This window comes from Palleronia pontilimi, from assembly GCF_016412875.1.
In the GTDB taxonomy this organism is placed as follows: domain Bacteria; phylum Pseudomonadota; class Alphaproteobacteria; order Rhodobacterales; family Rhodobacteraceae; genus Palleronia; species Palleronia pontilimi.
The window spans coordinates 24,685-41,756 of the sequence record NZ_JAEKPD010000019.1; the positions used below are offsets into that span (position 1 = coordinate 24,685).

Here is a 17,072-nt window from a genome sequence, read left to right on the forward strand (position 1 = left end):
CTTCGGGTGACCTGCGGGCGACTGTCGGCCAAGTCGACCGGTGGCGCAAGGCGGCGCGATTGGACTGGCCGTCGCGTAACACTGGACCTAACAATCGGTCATGGCCCGCGGTCTTCTGGGCCCGTCATCCCACGCGAAGGTGCCCATGTCCGACCTACCCGCAGAGGCCCGCGTCGTCGTCATCGGCGGCGGCGTGGTGGGCACGTCGATCCTCTATCACCTGGGTCTCGCGGGCTGGCCCGATTGCCTGCTGCTGGAGCGTAACGAGCTGACCGCGGGCAGCACCTGGCACGCGGCGGGCAACGTGCCCAGCTTTTCCACCGATTTCGCGGTGCTGGAAATGCAGCGCCGGTCGATGGAGCTTTATCGGGGGCTGGCCGAACGCGTGGACGCGCCCCTGACCTACAACGTCACCGGCTCGATCCGGCTGGCCCATGACGACCGCCGCATGGCCGAATTCGCGCGGGTCCGCGAGCTGGGCCTTCACAGCGGCCTCCCGCTCGAGCTTCTGTCGGTGGACGAGACCGTGAAACGCTATCCCTTCCTCGAAACCCACGACCTGGCGGGAAGCCTCTGGGATCCCCACGACGGCGATATCGACCCGGCGGGACTGACCCAGGCGCTGGCCAAGGGCGCGCGCGATACGGGCCAGCGCATCGCCCGGTTCTGTGCCGCGACCGGCGTGCGCCGCGAGGGCCGCGCGTGGATCGTCGAGCACCAGCAGGGCCGGACGCGCTGCGACATCGTGGTGAACGCCGCGGGCTACTACGCGGGCCGCGTGGGCGATTGGTTCGTGCCCTTCGGCGGCCGCCCCGTTCCCATGGCGGTGATGGCGCACCAGTACCTGCTGACCGACGAGATCCCCGAGCTGCGCGCCTGGTCGCAGGCCCATGGCGGCAAGCTGCCGCTGCTACGCGACCCCGACACCAGCTACTACCTGCGGCAGGAAAAACACGGCTTCAATCTGGGCCCCTACGAGCGCGCCTGCCGCGCCCATTGGCAGGGCGGCGACGATCCCCTGCCCGAGGATTTCAGCTTCCAGCTCTTCGCCGACGACCTGGACCGGCTCGAACCCTATATCGCGGACGCCATGGCCCGCGTGCCGCTGCTGGGCACGGTCGGCATCCGGCGGGTCATCAACGGCCCGATCCCCTACGCGCCCGATGGCCTGCCCCTGCTGGGGCCGATGCCGGGGGTCGAGAACGCGTTCGAGGCCTGCGCCTTCACCTTCGGCATCGCACAGGGCGGCGGCGCGGGGCAGATCCTTGCGGACTGGATCGTGAAGGGAAAGCCCGGCTGGGACTGCTGGTCGCTGGACCCGCGGCGCTTCACCGAGTTCACCGATCCCGACTACGCCCGCGACAAGGCGATGGAGGTTTACGGCCACGAATACGCCATGCATTTCCCGCACCACCACTGGCCCGCGGGCCGTGACCGCAAGCTGTCGCCCGCCCACGACGCCCTGCGCGCGGGCGGCGCACAGATGGGCGCCTTCGCGGGGTGGGAGCGCGCCACATGGTTCGCCCAACCCGGCGATGACACCAGCGCGGCGGCGACCCAGACCTGGTCGCGGCAGGGCCCATGGTTCGACCGCGTGGCCGACGAGGTGCGCGCCGCCAGTGAAGGTTGCGGCGTGCTGGACCTGCCGGGGTTCTCGCGCTTCCACGTCAGCGGCGACGGCGCCGAGGCGTGGCTGGATGCGCTGCTGGCCAGCCGGTTGCCGGGCCCGGGACGCGTGTCGCTGGGCTACGCGCTGGATCGGGACGGCTGCGTCTTGTCGGAATTCAGCGTCCTGCGCGACGGCGACGGCTTCACCCTGATCTCGGGCGCGGCGGCCAAATGGCACGACCGCGACCTGTTGCGCGCCGTCTTGCCCAAGAACGGCAGCGTGACGGTCTCGGACCGAAGCCGCGACATCTCGACCCTGATCGTCTGCGGCGCGCGCAGCCGGGACGTGCTGTCGGCGCTGACCGACGCCGATTTGTCGCTGCCCTGGCTCAGCCACCAGCCCGCCCGCGTGGCAGGCCACGACGCCCGGCTGCTGCGGGTCTGCTTCGCGGGCGAGCTGGGCTGGGAAATCCACGCCCCCATGGACGCGATCGGCGACATATACGGCGCCCTGCGGGACGCGGGGGCCACGCCCTTCGGGATGTACGCGCTCGAGTCCATGCGGCTGGAAAAGGGCTATCTCGCGTGGAAATCCGAGATCTCGGACCAATACGGCGCGCGCGAACTGGGGCTGGACCGCTTCCTCGACCCCGCCAAGGCCACCCTGCCCGACCCTGCGCGCAGGCTCGTGTCGCTGGTCGTGGACGGGCTCGACATGGACGCGCCCGCGAACGCGCCGGTCTGGCTGGGCGACCGGATCGTGGGCGAAGTGACCTCGGCCGGGTATGGCCACCGCACCGGCCAAGCCATCGTGCTGGCGATGGTGACGCGCGACGCCACAGGCCCCGGCACCGGGCTTAACGTGTCGGTCTACGGCCAGACCGCGCGCGGCGTCGTGCAGCCTAGCCCCTGCCTGTGGGACCCCGCCAACGACAGACTGCGCGCATGAGTGCCCTGCCCCCGAAACACGCCCGCGTGGTGATCGTCGGCGGCGGCGTCATCGGCTGCTCGGTCGCCTATCACCTGGCCAAGATCGGCTGGCGGGACATCGTGCTGCTCGAGCGTAAGCGCGTGACCAGCGGCACCACCTGGCACGCGGCTGGGCTGATCGCGCAGCTGCGGGCCAGCCAGAACATGACCCGGCTGGCGAAATACAGCCAGGAGCTTTACGGCGCGCTGGAAGCAGAGACCGGCATCGCCACCGGCTTTCGCCGCTGCGGCTCGATCACCGTGGCCCTGACCGAGGACCGGCGCGAAGAGATCCTGCGCCAGGCCTCCATGGCGCGGCTCTACGGGGTCGAGGTCGAGCCGATTACCCCGGACGAGATCGGCGCGCGCTACCCGCATCTGAACCTCGACGGCGTCAAGGCGGGCGTCTGGCTGCCCAAGGACGGACAGGGCGATCCGTCCAACATCGCGCTGGCGCTGGCACGCGGCGCGAAGCAACGCGGCGCCGCCATCTTCGAGAATGTCGAGGTCACGGCGATGCCCCGCAACGGGCTGCGCGTCACCGGCGTCGATTGGCGCGCGGGCGATGCGACCGGCCATATCGCCGCCGACGCGGTGGTGAACTGCGCGGGCATGTGGGGCCGCGCGTTGGGCCGGATGGCGGGCGTCAACGTGCCCCTGCAGGCCTGCGAGCATTTCTACGTGGTGACGGACGCGATCCCCGGCCTCGGCCAATTGCCGGTGCTGCGGGTGCCCGACGAATGCGCGTACTACAAGGAAGACGCGGGCAAGATCCTGCTGGGCGCGTTCGAGCCCGTAGCCAAGCCCTGGGGCATGGACGGCATCCCGGCCGATTTCGAGTTCGACCAGCTGCCGGAGGATTTCGACCACTTCGAGGGCATCCTCGACACCGCCTGCGCCCGGATGCCGATGCTGGCCGAGGCCGGGATCCAGAGCTTCTTTAACGGTCCCGAAAGCTTCACGCCGGACGATTCGTACCTGCTGGGCCTCGCGCCCGAGATGGACAATGTCTGGGTGGCTGCGGGGTTCAACTCCATCGGCATCCAGTCGGCGGGGGGCGCGGGCATGGCGCTGGCCGCGTGGATGGACAGCGGCGAAAAGCCCTTCGACCTGGGCGACGTGGACATCGCGCGGATGCAGCCCTTCCAGGGCAACCGCCGCTACCTGATGGACCGCGCGACCGAGGCGCTGGGGCTGCTCTACGCCGACCACTACCCCTATCGCCAGAAGGCCACCGCGCGCGGGGTGCGGCGCTCGCCGGTGCACGCGCAGCAGGCCAAGCTGGGCGCGGTCTTCGGCGAGCTGGCGGGCTGGGAACGCGCGAACTGGTTCGCCGACCCCGGGCAAGAGCGTACCTATCGCCACGGTTGGGGGCGGCAGAACTGGCACGACAACGCCGCCGCCGAGCACGCGGCGATCCGGCACGGCGTGGGCCTTTACGATATGTCCAGCTTCGGCAAGATCGCCGTCACCGGCCCCGATGCCGAAGCCTTCCTGAACCGCGCCTGCGGCAACGACGTGGCGGTGCCCCCGGGACGGCTGGTCTATACCCAGATGCTCAACACCCGCGGCGGGATCGAGGCCGACGTGACCGTCGCACGCCTGGCCGAGGACCAGTTCCTGGTGGTCACCCCCGCCGCCACGCCGCTGGCCGACCAGACCCGCCTGCGCCGCCTCGTGGGCGACGCCCGGGTGACCCTGACCGACATGACCAGCGCCGAAGCGGCGCTGGCCGTCATGGGCCCCCGCGCGCGCGAACTGATGGCGCTGATTTCGCCCGACGATTTCTCGAACGACGCCTTCCCTTTCGGCGCCGTGCGGCAGGTCGAGCTGGGCCTGGGGCTGGCCCGCGCGCACCGCGTCAGCTACGTGGGCGAGCTGGGGTGGGAGCTGTATATATCCGCGGATATGGCCGCCCACGCGTTCGACGTGCTGTGCGACGCGGGCGCCGGCCTGGGGCTGAAACACGTGGGCCTGCATGCCGTGGACAGCCTGCGGATGGAAAAGGGCTTCCGCCATTTCGGCCACGACATCACCAGCGAGGATCACGTGATTGAGGCGGGGCTGGGCTTTGCCGTGAAGACCGCCAAGCCCGATTTCATCGGCCGCGACGCGGTGCTGCGCAAGCGAGATGCCGGGTTGGAGCGGCGGCTGGTGCAGTTCCGGCTGGCCGACCCCGCGCCCATGCTGTTTCACGCCGAGCCGATCCTGCGCGATCGCGCCATCGTGGGGCAGATCACCTCGGGCGCCTATGGCCACCACCTGGGCGCGGCGCTGGGCATGGGCTACGTACCCTGCAGGGGCGAGACGGCGGCAGAGCTGCTGGCGTCGACTTACGAGGTCGAGATCGCGGGCCGCCGGGTGCGGGCCGAGGCGTCCCTGAAACCGTTCTACGATCCCGGCTCGGACCGGATGCGGGGATAGGCCCGGATCGGCGCTGGTAAATCGCCCCACGCCCGGCCAATGTGGGACCCGACCCAACAATACCGGACCCTGCCCATGTCGAAGCCCTGCATCATCTGTGTCGCCATCACCGGCTCGGTCCCGCAGAAATCCGACAACCCGGCGGTGCCGATCTCGGTGTCCGAACAGGTCGACTCCACCCACGCGGCGTTCGAGGCCGGCGCCACGATCTGCCATGCCCACGTGCGCACCGACGACGGCGCGCCGTCGTCCGACCCGGACCGCTACGCCGAGCTGAAAGAGGGGGTGGAGCGGCATTGCCCCGGCATGATCTTCCAGGTCTCGACCGGCGGGCGCTCGGGCGCGGGCAAGGCGCGCGGGGGGATGCTGCCGCTTCGGCCCGACATGGCGTCGCTTTGTGTGGGGTCGAACAATTTCCCCACCCGTGTCTATGACAACCCGCCCGATCTGGTGGACTGGCTGGCGTCCGAGATGATCGAAAACGACATCAAGCCCGAGATCGAAGCCTTTGATCTGTCGCACATTTTCCAGGCCCGCATAATGGCCGATGACGGCAGGCTCAAGGGCACGCCCTACGTGCAGTTCGTCATGGGCGTGAAGAACGCCATGCCCGTGGACCGCGAGGTGTTCGACTTCTACATCCACACCACGAAACGGCTGTTCGGCGACGACGCGCCGTGGTGCGCGGCCGGGGTCGGACGGCACCAGATCACGTTGAACGACTGGGCGATCGCGTCGGGCGGCCACGCGCGCACCGGGCTGGAAGACAACATCCGGCTCGACAAGACCACGCTCGCGCCGTCGAACGCCGCGCTGGTCCGCCTCACGGTGGAGCTTTGCGCCAAATACGACCGGCCCGTGGCGACGACGAAGCAAGCCCGCGAGATCCTCGACCTGCGACCCGCCTGACGCCCACAAGGCGCGCCCCTGCCCCATCTTTGTTCTTCCAAATATCCCGGCGCCGCATTTGCGGCGAGCGGAACGGCCGGTCAGTGGATCAGCGATCCGCCATTCACGTCCACTTCCGTGCCCGTGCAATAGGCCGACAGGTCCGATGCCAGGAACAGCGCGCAGCCCGCCACGTCCGACGCGCGGCCCGCGCGGCCCATGGGGATGCCCGCGAGCACCTGCGCGCGCTGGTCGTCGCTGAGCTTTCCGGCGGTGATGTCGGTGTCGATGAAGCCCGGGCAGATCGCGTTGACGCGCACGCCGTCTGGGGCCAGTTCGCGCGCCATGGCCTTGGTCAGGCCGAGGATGCCCGCCTTGGCGGCCGAGTAATGCGGCCCGCCGAAGATGCCGCCGCCGCGCTGGGCGGACACCGAGCTCATGTTGACGACGCTGCCCGACCCCGCATCGCGCATCGCGGGAATGCAGGCCTGCGTCATGTAGAGCGTGCCGCGCAGGTTCACGTCGAGCACTGCGTCGTAATTCTCGGGCGCGATTTCCAGGATCCTCAGCGGCTGGGTGATGCCCGCGTTGTTCACCAGCACGTCGATGCGGCCCCAGGCGTCCAGAACCCGCGCCACGGCCGCGTCGCACTGGTCCTTGTCGGTCACGTCGCAGGCGAGGCCCATGTGCCCGCCGCCCAAGGCCGCGGCCGCCGCTTCCGCCGCGCCCAGGTCCAGGTCGAGCACCGCGACCCGCGCGCCGTGGGCCGCGAAAAGCTCGGCCGTCGCGCGCCCGAGCCCGCGTTGCGAGGCCGCGCCGGTGATGATGGCGGTCCGTCCGTCGAGCAGTTTCATTATTGTCCCCCTTCGGGGCCATCTGAGCGGGGCGGACGGCCCGATGCAAGCCCCACGAAAAAGGGGCGCCCGCGATCCGCGGACGCCCCCGTCATGTCAGCGAGGATCGCTTACTGCCAGGATTGCACCAGCTCGTCGTAACTGATGGTCTGGGGCTCTTCGTCCTCGTTTTCCAGCTTCGGCTTCGGCGCGCCGGGCTGTTCCAGCCAGTAGGACGGATCCTGCGGCTCGTTCATGACCGGACCCAGGTCGCCCTGGATGCCGGCACGCTCGAGGCGGCTCATGACATCTTCCATATCGGCGCAGAGCTTATCCAAAGCCTCTTGGGTCGACTTTGCACCCGACATGGCGTCGCCGATATTCTGCCACCACAATTGCGCGAGCTTGGGATAGTCCGGGACGTTTGTACCGGTTGGGGACCATTCCACCCGAGCAGGGCTACGATAGAATTCCACGAGCCCGCCGAGTTTTGGCGCGCGTTCCGAGAAGTGGTCCGAGTTAATGGTCGATTCACGAATAAAAGTCAGACCAACATCCGATTTCTTCAGATCCACCGTCTTTGACGTCACGAACTGCGCGTAGAGCCACGCCGCCTTTGCACGGTCAACCGGAGTGGATTCCAAGATTGTCCATGAGCCGACGTCTTGATAGCCCACTTTCATGCCCTCTTCCCAGTACACTCCATGCGGGGAAGGTGCCAAACGCCATTTCGGTGTCCCGTCGTCATTCATGACCGTGTCAGACTCGACCAAAGGCGGCACGAAGGTCGTATACATGAACATCTGCTGCGCGATCTGACCCTGAGCCGGTACGGGTCCTGCTTCCGAGAAAGTCATACCCATGGCAGACGGAGGCGAATATTTCGTTAGCCACTCAATCGCCTTGTCGACAGCGTAGACGGCCGCTGGCGAGTTCGCGGCGCCGCCGCGATCAACACAAGCTCCGACCGGTTGTGAGTCCTCATTCACCCGGATGCCCCATTCGTCGACAGGTAGACCGTTCGGAGTGCCAACGTCGCCCATGCCGGCCATGGACATCCACGCGTCGGTGTAGCGCCAGCCCAGCGACGGGTCCTTCTTGCCGTAGTCCATGTTGCCGAAAACTTCGCCCTCGACGCCCATGTGGCTGAGGTCGCGGCCGGTGAAGAACTCGGCGATGTCCTCGTAGGCGGACCAGTTCACCGGGACGCCCAGCTCGTAGCCGAACTGTTCCTGGAAATCGGCCTTGTTCTTCTCGTCGTTGAACCAGTCGTAGCGGAACCAGTAGAGGTTGGCGAATTGCTGGTCGGGCAACTGGTAAAGGTCGCCATCGGGACCAGTCGTGAATTTCAGCCCAATGAAATCGTCAAGGTCGAGTGTCGGAGAGGTTACATCCGCTCCCTCCCCTTCCATCCACTCGGTAAGGCTGCGGGCCTGCCCGTAACGCCAGTGGGTGCCGATCAGGTCGCTGTCGTTGACATAGGCGTCATAGACGTTCTGGCCCGACTGCATCTGCGTCTGGAGCTTCTCGACCACGTCGCCTTCGCCGATCAGGTCGTGGGTGACGTTGATGCCGGTGATTGCCGAAAACGCCGGCGCCAGCACCTGGCTTTCGAAGACATGGGTGGTGATCGTTTCCGACACCACGTTGATGTCCATGCCCTGGAATTCGGCCGCCGCATCCACGAAGAACTGCATCTCGGCTTCCTGCTCTTCGCGGGACAGCACCGACATGCCGGCAATTTCGTTGTCGAGGAACGCTTGCGCTTCCTCCATGCCCGCAAGCGCGGGGCTGGACAACAGGCCAAGCGCCATGGCGCAGGCTGTCGTCGATCTGAGTGAACGATTCATTCTAGTCTCCCTTTGAGTTTTCTTACCGTTGGCGTCATGCGTAGCGAAAGACCCCGCCCGCGATGACGAAACTGACGACCAGCGCCAGGTATTGGGGGCCCAGATCGAGCCCCAGCCATGCAAGGTTCACGAACCCCGCAATCAGCAGCGAGATGAACAGCCTGTCCCCCCGCGTCGTTTCGATGCCCAGGACACCCAGCTTCGGCGTCTCGGGATAGCGGATCGCCAGGATGGTGAAGACCACCAGGATGCCCGCGACGATCCAGAAGAACAAAGCCGTGGGCAGAACCCAGGCCATCCAGCCGCCGGGGTTCAGGCTTTGGGTCCACTGGATCGCCTGATCCTCGCCGCTGGCGGCCATGGCGAAATAGAGGATGACCGCGCCGACGACCAGCCACAGCGCCACCAGCGTGGCGAAGAAGCCGGTATGGCCGTGGCTGACTTTCTGATCCGTATCCGAGGTGCTCATCAGACCCTTCCCAGGGCGAAGCCCTTGGCGATGTAGTTGCGGACGAAGAAGATCACGAGCGCGCCGGGCACGATCGTCAGGACACCCGCCGCCGCGAGCACGCCCCAGTCGAGGCCCGAGGCCGAAACCGTGCGCGTCATGGTGGCGGCGATGGGCTTGGCGTCGACCGAGGTCAGCGTGCGGCTGAGCAGCAGTTCCACCCATGAGAACATGAAGCAGAAGAACGCGGTGACGCCGATGCCCGAAGCGATCAGCGGCATGAAGATCTTCACGAAGAAGCCGCCGAAGCTGTAGCCGTCGATATAGGCGGTCTCGTCGATTTCTTTCGGGACTCCGCGCATGAAGCCTTCCAGGATCCAGACCGCCAGCGGCACGTTGAACAGGCAATGCGCCAGCGCAACGGCGATGTGGGTGTCGAAGAGGCCCACGGACGAGTAGAGCTGGAAGAACGGCAGCGCGAAGACCGCGGGCGGTGCCATGCGGTTCGTGAGCAGCCAGAAGAACAGGTGCTTGTCGCCCATGAAGTTGTAGCGGCTGAACGCGTAGGCCGCGGGCAGCGCCACCGAGATCGAGATCACCGTGTTCATCACCACGTAGATCATCGAGTTGACGTAGCCCATGTACCAGGACGGGTCGGTCAGGATGGTCTCGTAATTCGAGAAGGTCAGGTTGCGCGGATAAAGCGAGAAGCCGCCCAGGATCTCGGCATTGGTCTTCAGGCTCATGTTGATGAGCCAGTAGATCGGCAGCAGCAGGAACAGCAGGTAGAGCACCATCACCACCGTCGAGCCGTTGACGCGGGTGCCCGGCTTGGCGCGGGCATTGGCGTCGGCGACCTTCACGTCGCCGGGCAGGTGATCGGCGGCACCGGGGGCGGATGCGGTCTGATCGGTCATTGGCCATCCTCCTTATCGAGGTTCGTCATGACGATGTAGAAGACGTAAGAGATCACCATGATCACCAGGAAATACATCAGGCTGAACGCCGCCGCGGGGCCCAGGTCGAACTGGCCCAGCGCCATCTTCACCAGGTCGATGCTGAGGAACGTGGTCGAGTTTCCGGGACCTCCGCCAGTCAAAACAAAGGGTTCCGTGTAGATCTTGAAGCTGTCCATGAAGCGCAGCAGGATCGCGATGGTCAGCACGCCGCGCATCTTCGGCAGCTCGATATAGCGGAACACGGCCCAGCGGCTGGCCTGGTCGATGCGCGCGGCCTGGTAATAGGCATCGGGGATGGATTGCAGCCCGGCATAGGCCAGCAGCGCCACCAGCGAGGTCCAGTGCCACACGTCCATGGCGATCACGGTTGCCCAGGCGGAATAGAAGCCTTGGGTATAGTTGTAGTCGACCCCGAGCTGGTCGAGCGTGTAGCCCAGCAGGCCGATATCCGAGCGTCCGAAGATTTGCCAGATAGTGCCCACCACGTTCCACGGGATCAGCAGCGGCAGCGACATGAGCACCAGCACGACCGACGCCCACACGCCCTTCTTGGGCATGTTCAGCGCCACGAAGACGCCCAAAGGCACCTCGATCGCCAGGATGATCCCGGAAAACGCCAGCTGGCGCCACAGGGCGTCCCACATGCGTTCGGAATGCAGCTGGTCGCGGAACCATTCCAGCCCCGCCCAGAAGAACTGGTTGTTGCCGAACGTGTCCTGCACCGAGTAGTTGACCACCGTCATCAGCGGGATCACCGCGGAGAAGGCCACCAGCACCAGGACCGGAAGGACCAGAAGCCACGCGCGTTGGTTGTCGGTCTTCATTATGCCGCGTCCTTCTTGTCGTGGGTCAGAGGCTGCTCGTTCTCGGCCGCCACGCGCCAGTCGTTTTCATAGACGTTCACGCCGCCCTCGACGAACTGCACGTGGGTGCCGCCATCGGGGATGGTCGCGCCCTCGCCCGCGACGGCCGCGACTTCGAGCCCGTCCATGTCCAGCCGCACGATCTTGTGGCGGCCCACGTCTTCCACGCGCTTCACGCGGGCGGGCAGTCCGTGATCGCCGAGGCGGATGTTTTCGGGGCGCACGCCGATCTTGGTGGCGCCGCCCTTCAGCTTGTAGCCGGTCTTCAGGTCGAACCGCGTGCCCGCGATCTGCGCCTTGGTGCCGTCGATCTTGGCGTCGAACACGTTCATGCCGGGCGAGCCGATGAAGTAGCCGACGAAGGTGTGGGCGGGCCGCTCGAAGAGCTCGACCGGCGTGCCCATCTGCACCACGCGTCCGTCATACATGACGACGACCTTGTCGGCGAAGGTCAGCGCCTCGGTCTGGTCGTGGGTGACGTAGATCATTGTGTGGCCGAAATCGTGGTGCAGCTTCTTCAGCTGGGTCCGAAGCTCCCACTTCATGTGGGGGTCGATCACGGTCAAAGGCTCGTCGAAGAGCAGCGCGTTCACGTCGTCGCGCACCATGCCGCGGCCCAGCGAAATCTTCTGCTTGGCATCCGCCGTCAGACCCGCGGCGCGGCGGTCCAGAACGTCGGTCATGTCGATCATGCGGCCCACGCGTTCGACCCGGTCCTGCACGTCCGAGGGCGGCAGGCCGCGGTTGCGCAGGGGAAAGGCCAGGTTTTCGCGCACCGTCATCGTGTCGTAGACCACCGGAAACTGGAACACCTGCGCGATGTTGCGGTCGGCGGTGGGCAGGTCGGTCACGTCCTGCCCGTCGAAGAGCACCCGGCCGTGGGACGGCACCAGCAGGCCCGAGATGATGTTCAGCAGCGTGGACTTGCCACAACCCGAGGGCCCGAGCAGCGCGTAGGCCTCGCCGTCGTTCCAGTCGTGGTTCAGCTCTTGCAGGGCGAAATCCTCGGGGCCCTTGGGGTCCTGGACATAGGTGTGGGCCAGCGATTGAAGGGTGATCTTGGCCATCACGCGGCCTCCGCATAGGGGGCGGGCCGCACGAGCGCGCCGGATGTGTCGAAGAGGTAGATGTGGCGCGGGTGCAAATGAACGGTGACCTGTTCGCCCGGCGTCAGGCTGTGGACCCCGTGGACAAGCCCGACCCAATTGGCGCCGTGATGGGTCATGTGGATGAACGTCTCCGACCCGGTGATCTCGGTCACGCTGAGCGTGGCGTCGAACGCCATGCTGTCGCCGTTTCCGTGCAATTCCAAGTGGTTGGGACGGAAGCCCGCGGTATAGGTGCCGTCGGCCACGTCGCCGCCCAGCAGGCTGGCGGGCCGTTCCGAGCCGTCGCCCAGCCGCAGGGTGTCGCCGGTCTTCTCGATATCCAGGAAGTTCATCGGCGGGTCCGAGAAGACCCGCGCCGTCGTGGTGTCGGCGGGCTTGCGATAGACCGACGGCGTGGGGCCGAACTGGGTCACGCGGCCCTGCCAGAGCGTCGCGCAATTGCCGCCCAGCAGCAGCGCCTCTTCGGGCTCGGTGGTGGCATAGACGAAGATGCTGCCCGATTGCTCGAAGATCTTCGGGATCTCGGCGCGCAATTCCTCGCGCAGCTTGTAGTCCAGGTTGGCCAGCGGCTCGTCCAGCAGCACCAGCCCTGCATTCTTCACCAGCGCGCGGGCCAGCGCGCAGCGTTGCTGCTGGCCGCCCGACAGCTCCAAGGGCTTGCGGTCGAGCTGCGGGGTCAGCTGCATCAGCTCGGCGGTTTCGCGCACGCGGGTGTCGATTTCGTCCTTTTTCGCGCCGCTCAGGCGCATGGGGGACGCGATGTTGTCGTAGACGGACATGGTCGGGTAGTTGATGAACTGCTGATAGACCATCGCCACCTTGCGGTCCTGCACGCGCTGGTCGGTCACGTCGTCGCCCTGCCACAGGATGCGCCCCTGCGTGGGCTTGTCGAGCCCGGCCATCAGCCGCATCAGCGTGGTCTTGCCCGCCGAGGTGGGGCCGAGCAGGACGTTCATGGTGCCCGGCTCGAGCGTCAGGTCGGTGGGGTGGATATGCACATGGCCACCGACGCGCTTCGAGACGTTGTCGAGTTTCAGCGTCATGGCGTACTCCACCCAAGGGCACCCCGAGACGGGGCCGCGTTTCAATCGTTCCGGGACAGAAGCGTCGATGATGGCGCAAGGCACGGGATCACCCGCTTTCGGGTGGTGTGCCGGTCTCTCCCTGGACGCCCCGGCTCTGTCGGCCGGTGATCGTGGCGGCAGGGTATCTCACGCCGCAGTGATTGCAACAGTCCTGTCCACTTTCCTTGACGGCAGGCCGGGTGCGGGGCCGATCAATAAGGCAGGCCCACGTAATTCTCGGCCATGGCCTGCTGCGCGGCGGCGTTTGAGCGCAAGAACTCCAGCTCGGCCACCTGGATGCGGTGGTCGAACGCGGTCTGGTCCGGGTAGCGGTGCAGCAGCGACGAGAACCACCACGAGAATCGCTCGGCCTTCCAGACCCGGGCCAGCGCGCGGTCCGAGTAGCCGTCCAGCCCGTCGGGGCTGCCGGTCCCGTAGAACCGGCGCAAGGCGGTGTAGAGATAGTGCACATCCGACGCGGCCAGGTTCAGGCCCTTCGCGCCGGTGGGCGGCACGATATGGGCGGCGTCGCCGCACAGAAACAGCCGCCCGAAGCGCATGGGTTCGGTCACGAAGGACCGCAGCGGGGCGATGGATTTCTCGATCGACGGCCCAGTGACCAGCCGGTCGGCCTGCGCGGTCGGGATGCGGCGCTTCAGCTCGTCCCAAAAGGCGGCGTCGGTCCAGTCATCGGGGCTGTCGGACAGCGCGCACTGGATGTAGTAGCGCGACAGGGTATCGTTGCGCATGGAGCAAAGCGCGAAGCCGCGCTCGGAATTGGCGTAGATCAGTTCGTCGTTGACGGGCGGCGTTTCCGACATGATGCCGAGCCAGCCGAAGGGATAGACCTTTTCGAATTCGCGCCGCGCGCCGGGCGGGATCGACCGGCGGCTGACGCCGTGAAACCCGTCGCAGCCCGCGATGAAGTCGCAGTCGATGCGCTGCTGCGTGTCGTCTGTGGAGTAGGTGACATTAGGGGTTTCGGTATCGGCACCGTGGATCTGCACGTCCTCGACACTGAAGACGATCTGTCCGCCCGCCCGCTCGCGCGCGGCGTAGAGATCGCGCGTCACTTCCGTCTGGCCGTAGACCTTGACCGCCGTGCCGGTCAGCGCGGCGAAGTCGATGCGAAAGATCTCGTCCCCGTAGGAAATCAGCGTGCCGTCGTGGGGCATCCCCTCGGCGTGCAGGCGGTCCGCGCATCCGGCTTCTTCCAGGAGCGCCACCAGACCGCGTTCCAGCACCCCCGCGCGGATGCGCGACAGGACATGGGCCTTGGTCCTGCGTTCCAGCACGACGCTGTCGATCCCGCGCGTGCCGAGCAGCTGCGACAACAGCAGCCCCGACGGCCCGCCGCCGATGATCGCGACCTGCGTCTTCATGGATGTCCCCCGCGTCCGGTCGCGACAGACTAGCCGCGGGCCCGCGTCGGGAAAACGTCAAACTCGTGCGCCGACCGCTTTGGTCCGGCGCCGCGCGGCTCAGAGCACCAGGGGCAGCTTCAGATACGCGCCGGGAAGCACCACCCCGTTGCCGCGTGGCGCCGGGTCGAGCCTGACGGGACGCAGGCGGTCATAGACCAGGTGGAAGACGTAGCCATAGGCGGTGTAGGCGATGGTCAGACCCAGATTGACCGCAAGCGCTTCGGCCAATCCGTGGCCGAACCAGACCAGGATCGGACAGGTCAGAAGCACGGCGCTGGCCTCGTGCGACATGGCGTGGACCAGCCGCAGGGATTTCGGCCTTTGGCACGCGGTCCGGCCCGTCATGCGCCAGTCGGCAAGATCGAACAGCGTGTTGTGCAGCGGCGACCAGAGCACGATGACCACCGACAAGAGCGCGATGACCTGGACGCCGTGGCCCAGGCTTGCCCCGAAGATCGCGGTATAGACCGGGGCGACCAGGGCGATGCCGATGACTTCGAAACATCCGGTCTGGCACGCGCGCTCTTTCCACGATCTCAGCATCACGCCCTCCCCCAAGGTGATCCGTGCCGCCCGTCGGCCGATGATCCCGTGTCGGATCTGGCGGCCAAGGGCGGGATCGCGCGGAGCGGGCCGCGCGATCCGTGTAATAAACGGCCGCGTCCTGGTCCGATTACTCGGGGGACGCGACCGTGGCTAAAAATGTTTTCGTCATGAAAGCGGTTACTCCGAAGCGAAACCCCGTTGGAATTGGGGTCCGCTCAGAACATCGGTTGAAAATTGAGTGCCGGAAAAAAAGACATCCCAACTCGCTAAAACCAAGGCCGAAATATGGCCCCTCATCACCACGCACCTGCGGAAACCAGTCGGGCGATCAGTCCTATTCTCGGTCCTGTCTACGCCCGTGCCGTGCATGGCGATTTCCCCACTCGTTCGTCGCGTTGCCCGAAACGGGCGATATCTTTAATGCCGTAAGCATGCATCACGGGGCGGCCGCGGTCTGTGAACTGGATCACGTAACGGAAGGTTTTATGCTTTTCTCTGCCGCGGCGGCGCAGAGGAGACGCCGCTAGAGCGAGACGTCGAGATAGATGTCCTGCAGCGCATCGGGGTCCTGGACGACCAGCTTGCCGCGCCCCAGCTTGACGATGCCGTCGCGCCGCCACCCGGTCAGCACCTTCGACACGGCCTCGCGCGTGGCGCCCACGTGGTCGGCCAGCTCGGCCTGGGACATGGGCAGAACGGTGCCGTCGCCGACGCTGGTCAGAAGCCAGGCGATGCGGCGGGCCAGTCTTATGGGCAGCGGTTGAAACGCCTGAAGCTCGAGCTGGGAGCTGACCCAGCTGAGCCTGCTGACCGCCAGTTGCACCATGGCAAGCGCCAGGTCGGGATCCGAACGCATCCGCGACAGCAGCACGTCGCGCCCGACACGGACAAGGCGGCTGGGCTGGCGCGCCGAGACGGTCGCGCTGCGCGTGCCCCGCTCGAAGACGGCCACTTCGCCGAACACCGCGCCGGGCGACAGAACGTTCAGCACCAGCTTGCGCCCGTCTTCGGCCAGCGCGCTGATATCCAGAAGACCGTCCTGCAGGGCGAAGATCGCGTCGGCGGGGTCGCCCTGCTCGAACAGGATTTCGCCGGCCGACAGCTTCACCGGTGTCGCGTCGTCGCCGAGGCGCGTCAGAAGGCGGTCGCGGCACGCCGAGGCGTGCTGTGCATCCGGGCCGGGTCCGTCGATCTCGGTCATCTGCAAGCCCCATCACGAAACGCACTGGTCCCGGGCGTCGGCACTGCTCGAGGACACGTCCTGCCTACGCAGGTGCGCGGGCCTTGTCGAGCGTCGCGCATCCGACAAGCGGCTTGCACGCGCGGTGTCTAACCCCCTAGAAAAGCGCCATGATCCTTGGCCCCGATCCTTCGATATCCGGTCTTGCGCCAACGATCGGCGTGATCGGCGCGGTGATCTACATCAGCGCCTACGGGCTGATGCAGATGGGATTCCTGCGCGGCCAGAGCTACGCCTATGCGTCGCTGGTCCTTGTCGCCGCCAGCTGCGTTGCCATCAGCGCGGTCGCCCCGCCCAACCCGGCGGTCTTCTTCATGCAGGTCTTCTATATCGCGATCAGCGTGCTCGGCATCTCGCGCATCGCGGTGAACGCGATGATGTTGCGCTCGACCCCCGAAGAACGCGCCTTCATCAAGGCCCACCTGCCCGATCTGCGGCCCGAGCATGTGCGCCCGCTTCTGAAGCTGGGAACGTGGCGCGATATCGGCGCCGACGAGGTCCTGACCCGCGAAGGCGAACGGGTTCCGCAATTCTACTACCTGGCCCGCGGCACGGCGCGGGTGGTGATGGGCGGCAAGCAGGTCGGCACCTGCGACGATTGCCTGATCGGTGAATTGACCCTGTTGACAGGTCTGCCCGCGACAGCGACCGTCATCACGAACGAGCCTTGCCGGGTGCTGGCGTTCGACGCGCGGCGCCTGCAGGCGCTTCTTCGCAAGCGAAGCGAGATCAAGCTTGCGGTCATCGCGGGGTTCGCGGACGCCACGAAAACCCTGCTGATGCGCCGCAACCGCGAGGCGCTGACCGACGCGCCGCTGCGGGATTGACGCGCGCGACCCGGAGCCAC

Annotated in this window: 14 protein-coding genes; 4 read left to right on the forward strand and 10 right to left on the reverse strand. The window is 66.6% G+C overall.

The annotated features are described in order from the left end of the window. Positions 1-145: 145 nt before the first annotated feature. The 3 genes from ILP92_RS16155 to ILP92_RS16165 all read left to right on the forward strand — a co-directional run bounded on the left by ILP92_RS16155 (position 146) and on the right by ILP92_RS16165 (position 5,910). Complete coding sequence (locus ILP92_RS16155) at positions 146-2,557, forward strand: GcvT family protein (RefSeq protein ID WP_198917458.1); 2,412 nt, start codon at positions 146-148, stop codon at positions 2,555-2,557. Further along, positions 2,554-5,001 carry a GcvT family protein gene (locus tag ILP92_RS16160; protein WP_198917459.1) on the forward strand — a complete coding sequence of 816 codons (2,448 nt, stop codon included), beginning with the start codon at positions 2,554-2,556 and terminating at the stop codon, positions 4,999-5,001. The genes ILP92_RS16155 and ILP92_RS16160 overlap by 4 nt, the downstream gene beginning before the upstream one ends. A gap of 75 nt (positions 5,002-5,076) precedes the next feature. Further along, on the forward strand, positions 5,077-5,910 hold the full coding sequence (locus tag ILP92_RS16165; RefSeq protein ID WP_198917460.1) for a 3-oxoadipate:acetyl-CoA acetyltransferase: 834 nt from the start codon (positions 5,077-5,079) through the stop codon (positions 5,908-5,910). Between the two features lie 80 nt (positions 5,911-5,990). Here ILP92_RS16165 and ILP92_RS16170 read toward each other — a convergent pair whose 3' ends face one another. The 10 genes from ILP92_RS16170 to ILP92_RS16215 all read right to left on the reverse strand — a co-directional run bounded on the left by ILP92_RS16170 (position 5,991) and on the right by ILP92_RS16215 (position 16,186). Further along, on the reverse strand, positions 5,991-6,743 hold the full coding sequence (locus tag ILP92_RS16170; RefSeq protein ID WP_198917461.1) for an SDR family NAD(P)-dependent oxidoreductase: 753 nt from the start codon (positions 6,741-6,743) through the stop codon (positions 5,991-5,993). A gap of 110 nt (positions 6,744-6,853) precedes the next feature. Beyond that, positions 6,854-8,572, reverse strand: coding sequence for an ABC transporter substrate-binding protein (locus tag ILP92_RS16175; protein ID WP_198917462.1), 1,719 nt, complete (start codon positions 8,570-8,572; stop codon positions 6,854-6,856). Between the two features lie 34 nt (positions 8,573-8,606). Next, positions 8,607-9,041 (reverse strand): DUF2160 domain-containing protein, encoded by a 435-nt coding sequence (locus ILP92_RS16180; protein WP_235971509.1) that lies wholly within the window; start codon positions 9,039-9,041, stop codon positions 8,607-8,609. Further along, positions 9,041-9,937 (reverse strand): carbohydrate ABC transporter permease, encoded by an 897-nt coding sequence (locus ILP92_RS16185; protein ID WP_198917463.1) that lies wholly within the window; start codon positions 9,935-9,937, stop codon positions 9,041-9,043. The genes ILP92_RS16180 and ILP92_RS16185 overlap by 1 nt, the downstream gene beginning before the upstream one ends. Continuing rightward, positions 9,934-10,806: a carbohydrate ABC transporter permease gene (locus tag ILP92_RS16190; RefSeq protein ID WP_198917480.1), complete on the reverse strand. Its 873-nt coding sequence runs from the start codon at positions 10,804-10,806 to the stop codon at positions 9,934-9,936. The genes ILP92_RS16185 and ILP92_RS16190 overlap by 4 nt, the downstream gene beginning before the upstream one ends. Continuing rightward, the gene (locus ILP92_RS16195) at positions 10,803-11,909 is read right to left on the reverse strand and encodes an ABC transporter ATP-binding protein (RefSeq protein ID WP_198917464.1); all 1,107 of its coding nucleotides are present in this window, start codon (positions 11,907-11,909) and stop codon (positions 10,803-10,805) included. Before ILP92_RS16195 ends, ILP92_RS16190 begins: the two co-directional genes overlap by 4 nt. Continuing rightward, positions 11,909-12,994 carry an ABC transporter ATP-binding protein gene (locus ILP92_RS16200; protein WP_198917465.1) on the reverse strand — a complete coding sequence of 362 codons (1,086 nt, stop codon included), beginning with the start codon at positions 12,992-12,994 and terminating at the stop codon, positions 11,909-11,911. The genes ILP92_RS16195 and ILP92_RS16200 overlap by 1 nt, the downstream gene beginning before the upstream one ends. A 233-nt stretch (positions 12,995-13,227) precedes the next feature. Then, positions 13,228-14,397, reverse strand: coding sequence for a 4-hydroxybenzoate 3-monooxygenase (pobA, locus tag ILP92_RS16205; RefSeq protein ID WP_198917466.1), 1,170 nt, complete (start codon positions 14,395-14,397; stop codon positions 13,228-13,230). A 99-nt stretch (positions 14,398-14,496) separates the two neighbouring features. After that, complete coding sequence (locus ILP92_RS16210; RefSeq protein ID WP_198917467.1) at positions 14,497-14,982, reverse strand: PACE efflux transporter; 486 nt, start codon at positions 14,980-14,982, stop codon at positions 14,497-14,499. A gap of 526 nt (positions 14,983-15,508) precedes the next feature. Next, positions 15,509-16,186 (reverse strand): Crp/Fnr family transcriptional regulator, encoded by a 678-nt coding sequence (locus tag ILP92_RS16215; RefSeq protein ID WP_198917468.1) that lies wholly within the window; start codon positions 16,184-16,186, stop codon positions 15,509-15,511. Between the two features lie 149 nt (positions 16,187-16,335). Here ILP92_RS16215 and ILP92_RS16220 point away from each other — a divergent pair, with 149 nt between their 5' ends. Next, positions 16,336-17,052, forward strand: a complete 717-nt coding sequence (locus ILP92_RS16220) for a Crp/Fnr family transcriptional regulator (RefSeq protein ID WP_198917469.1) — start codon at positions 16,336-16,338, stop codon at positions 17,050-17,052. Positions 17,053-17,072: the final 20 nt, after the last annotated feature.

Coding starts and splice junctions, on each gene's coding strand:
- ILP92_RS16155 (WP_198917458.1), top strand. CDS start 146: ATGTCCGACCTACCCGCAGAGGCCCGCGTCGTCGTCATCGGCGGCGGC.
- ILP92_RS16160 (WP_198917459.1), top strand. CDS start 2,554: ATGAGTGCCCTGCCCCCGAAACACGCCCGCGTGGTGATCGTCGGCGGC.
- ILP92_RS16165 (WP_198917460.1), top strand. CDS start 5,077: ATGTCGAAGCCCTGCATCATCTGTGTCGCCATCACCGGCTCGGTCCCG.
- ILP92_RS16170 (WP_198917461.1), bottom strand. CDS start 6,743: ATGAAACTGCTCGACGGACGGACCGCCATCATCACCGGCGCGGCCTCG.
- ILP92_RS16175 (WP_198917462.1), bottom strand. CDS start 8,572: ATGAATCGTTCACTCAGATCGACGACAGCCTGCGCCATGGCGCTTGGC.
- ILP92_RS16180 (WP_235971509.1), bottom strand. CDS start 9,041: ATGAGCACCTCGGATACGGATCAGAAAGTCAGCCACGGCCATACCGGC.
- ILP92_RS16185 (WP_198917463.1), bottom strand. CDS start 9,937: ATGACCGATCAGACCGCATCCGCCCCCGGTGCCGCCGATCACCTGCCC.
- ILP92_RS16195 (WP_198917464.1), bottom strand. CDS start 11,909: ATGGCCAAGATCACCCTTCAATCGCTGGCCCACACCTATGTCCAGGAC.
- ILP92_RS16200 (WP_198917465.1), bottom strand. CDS start 12,994: ATGACGCTGAAACTCGACAACGTCTCGAAGCGCGTCGGTGGCCATGTG.
- pobA (WP_198917466.1), bottom strand. CDS start 14,397: ATGAAGACGCAGGTCGCGATCATCGGCGGCGGGCCGTCGGGGCTGCTG.
- ILP92_RS16210 (WP_198917467.1), bottom strand. CDS start 14,982: ATGCTGAGATCGTGGAAAGAGCGCGCGTGCCAGACCGGATGTTTCGAA.
- ILP92_RS16215 (WP_198917468.1), bottom strand. CDS start 16,186: ATGACCGAGATCGACGGACCCGGCCCGGATGCACAGCACGCCTCGGCG.
- ILP92_RS16220 (WP_198917469.1), top strand. CDS start 16,336: ATGATCCTTGGCCCCGATCCTTCGATATCCGGTCTTGCGCCAACGATC.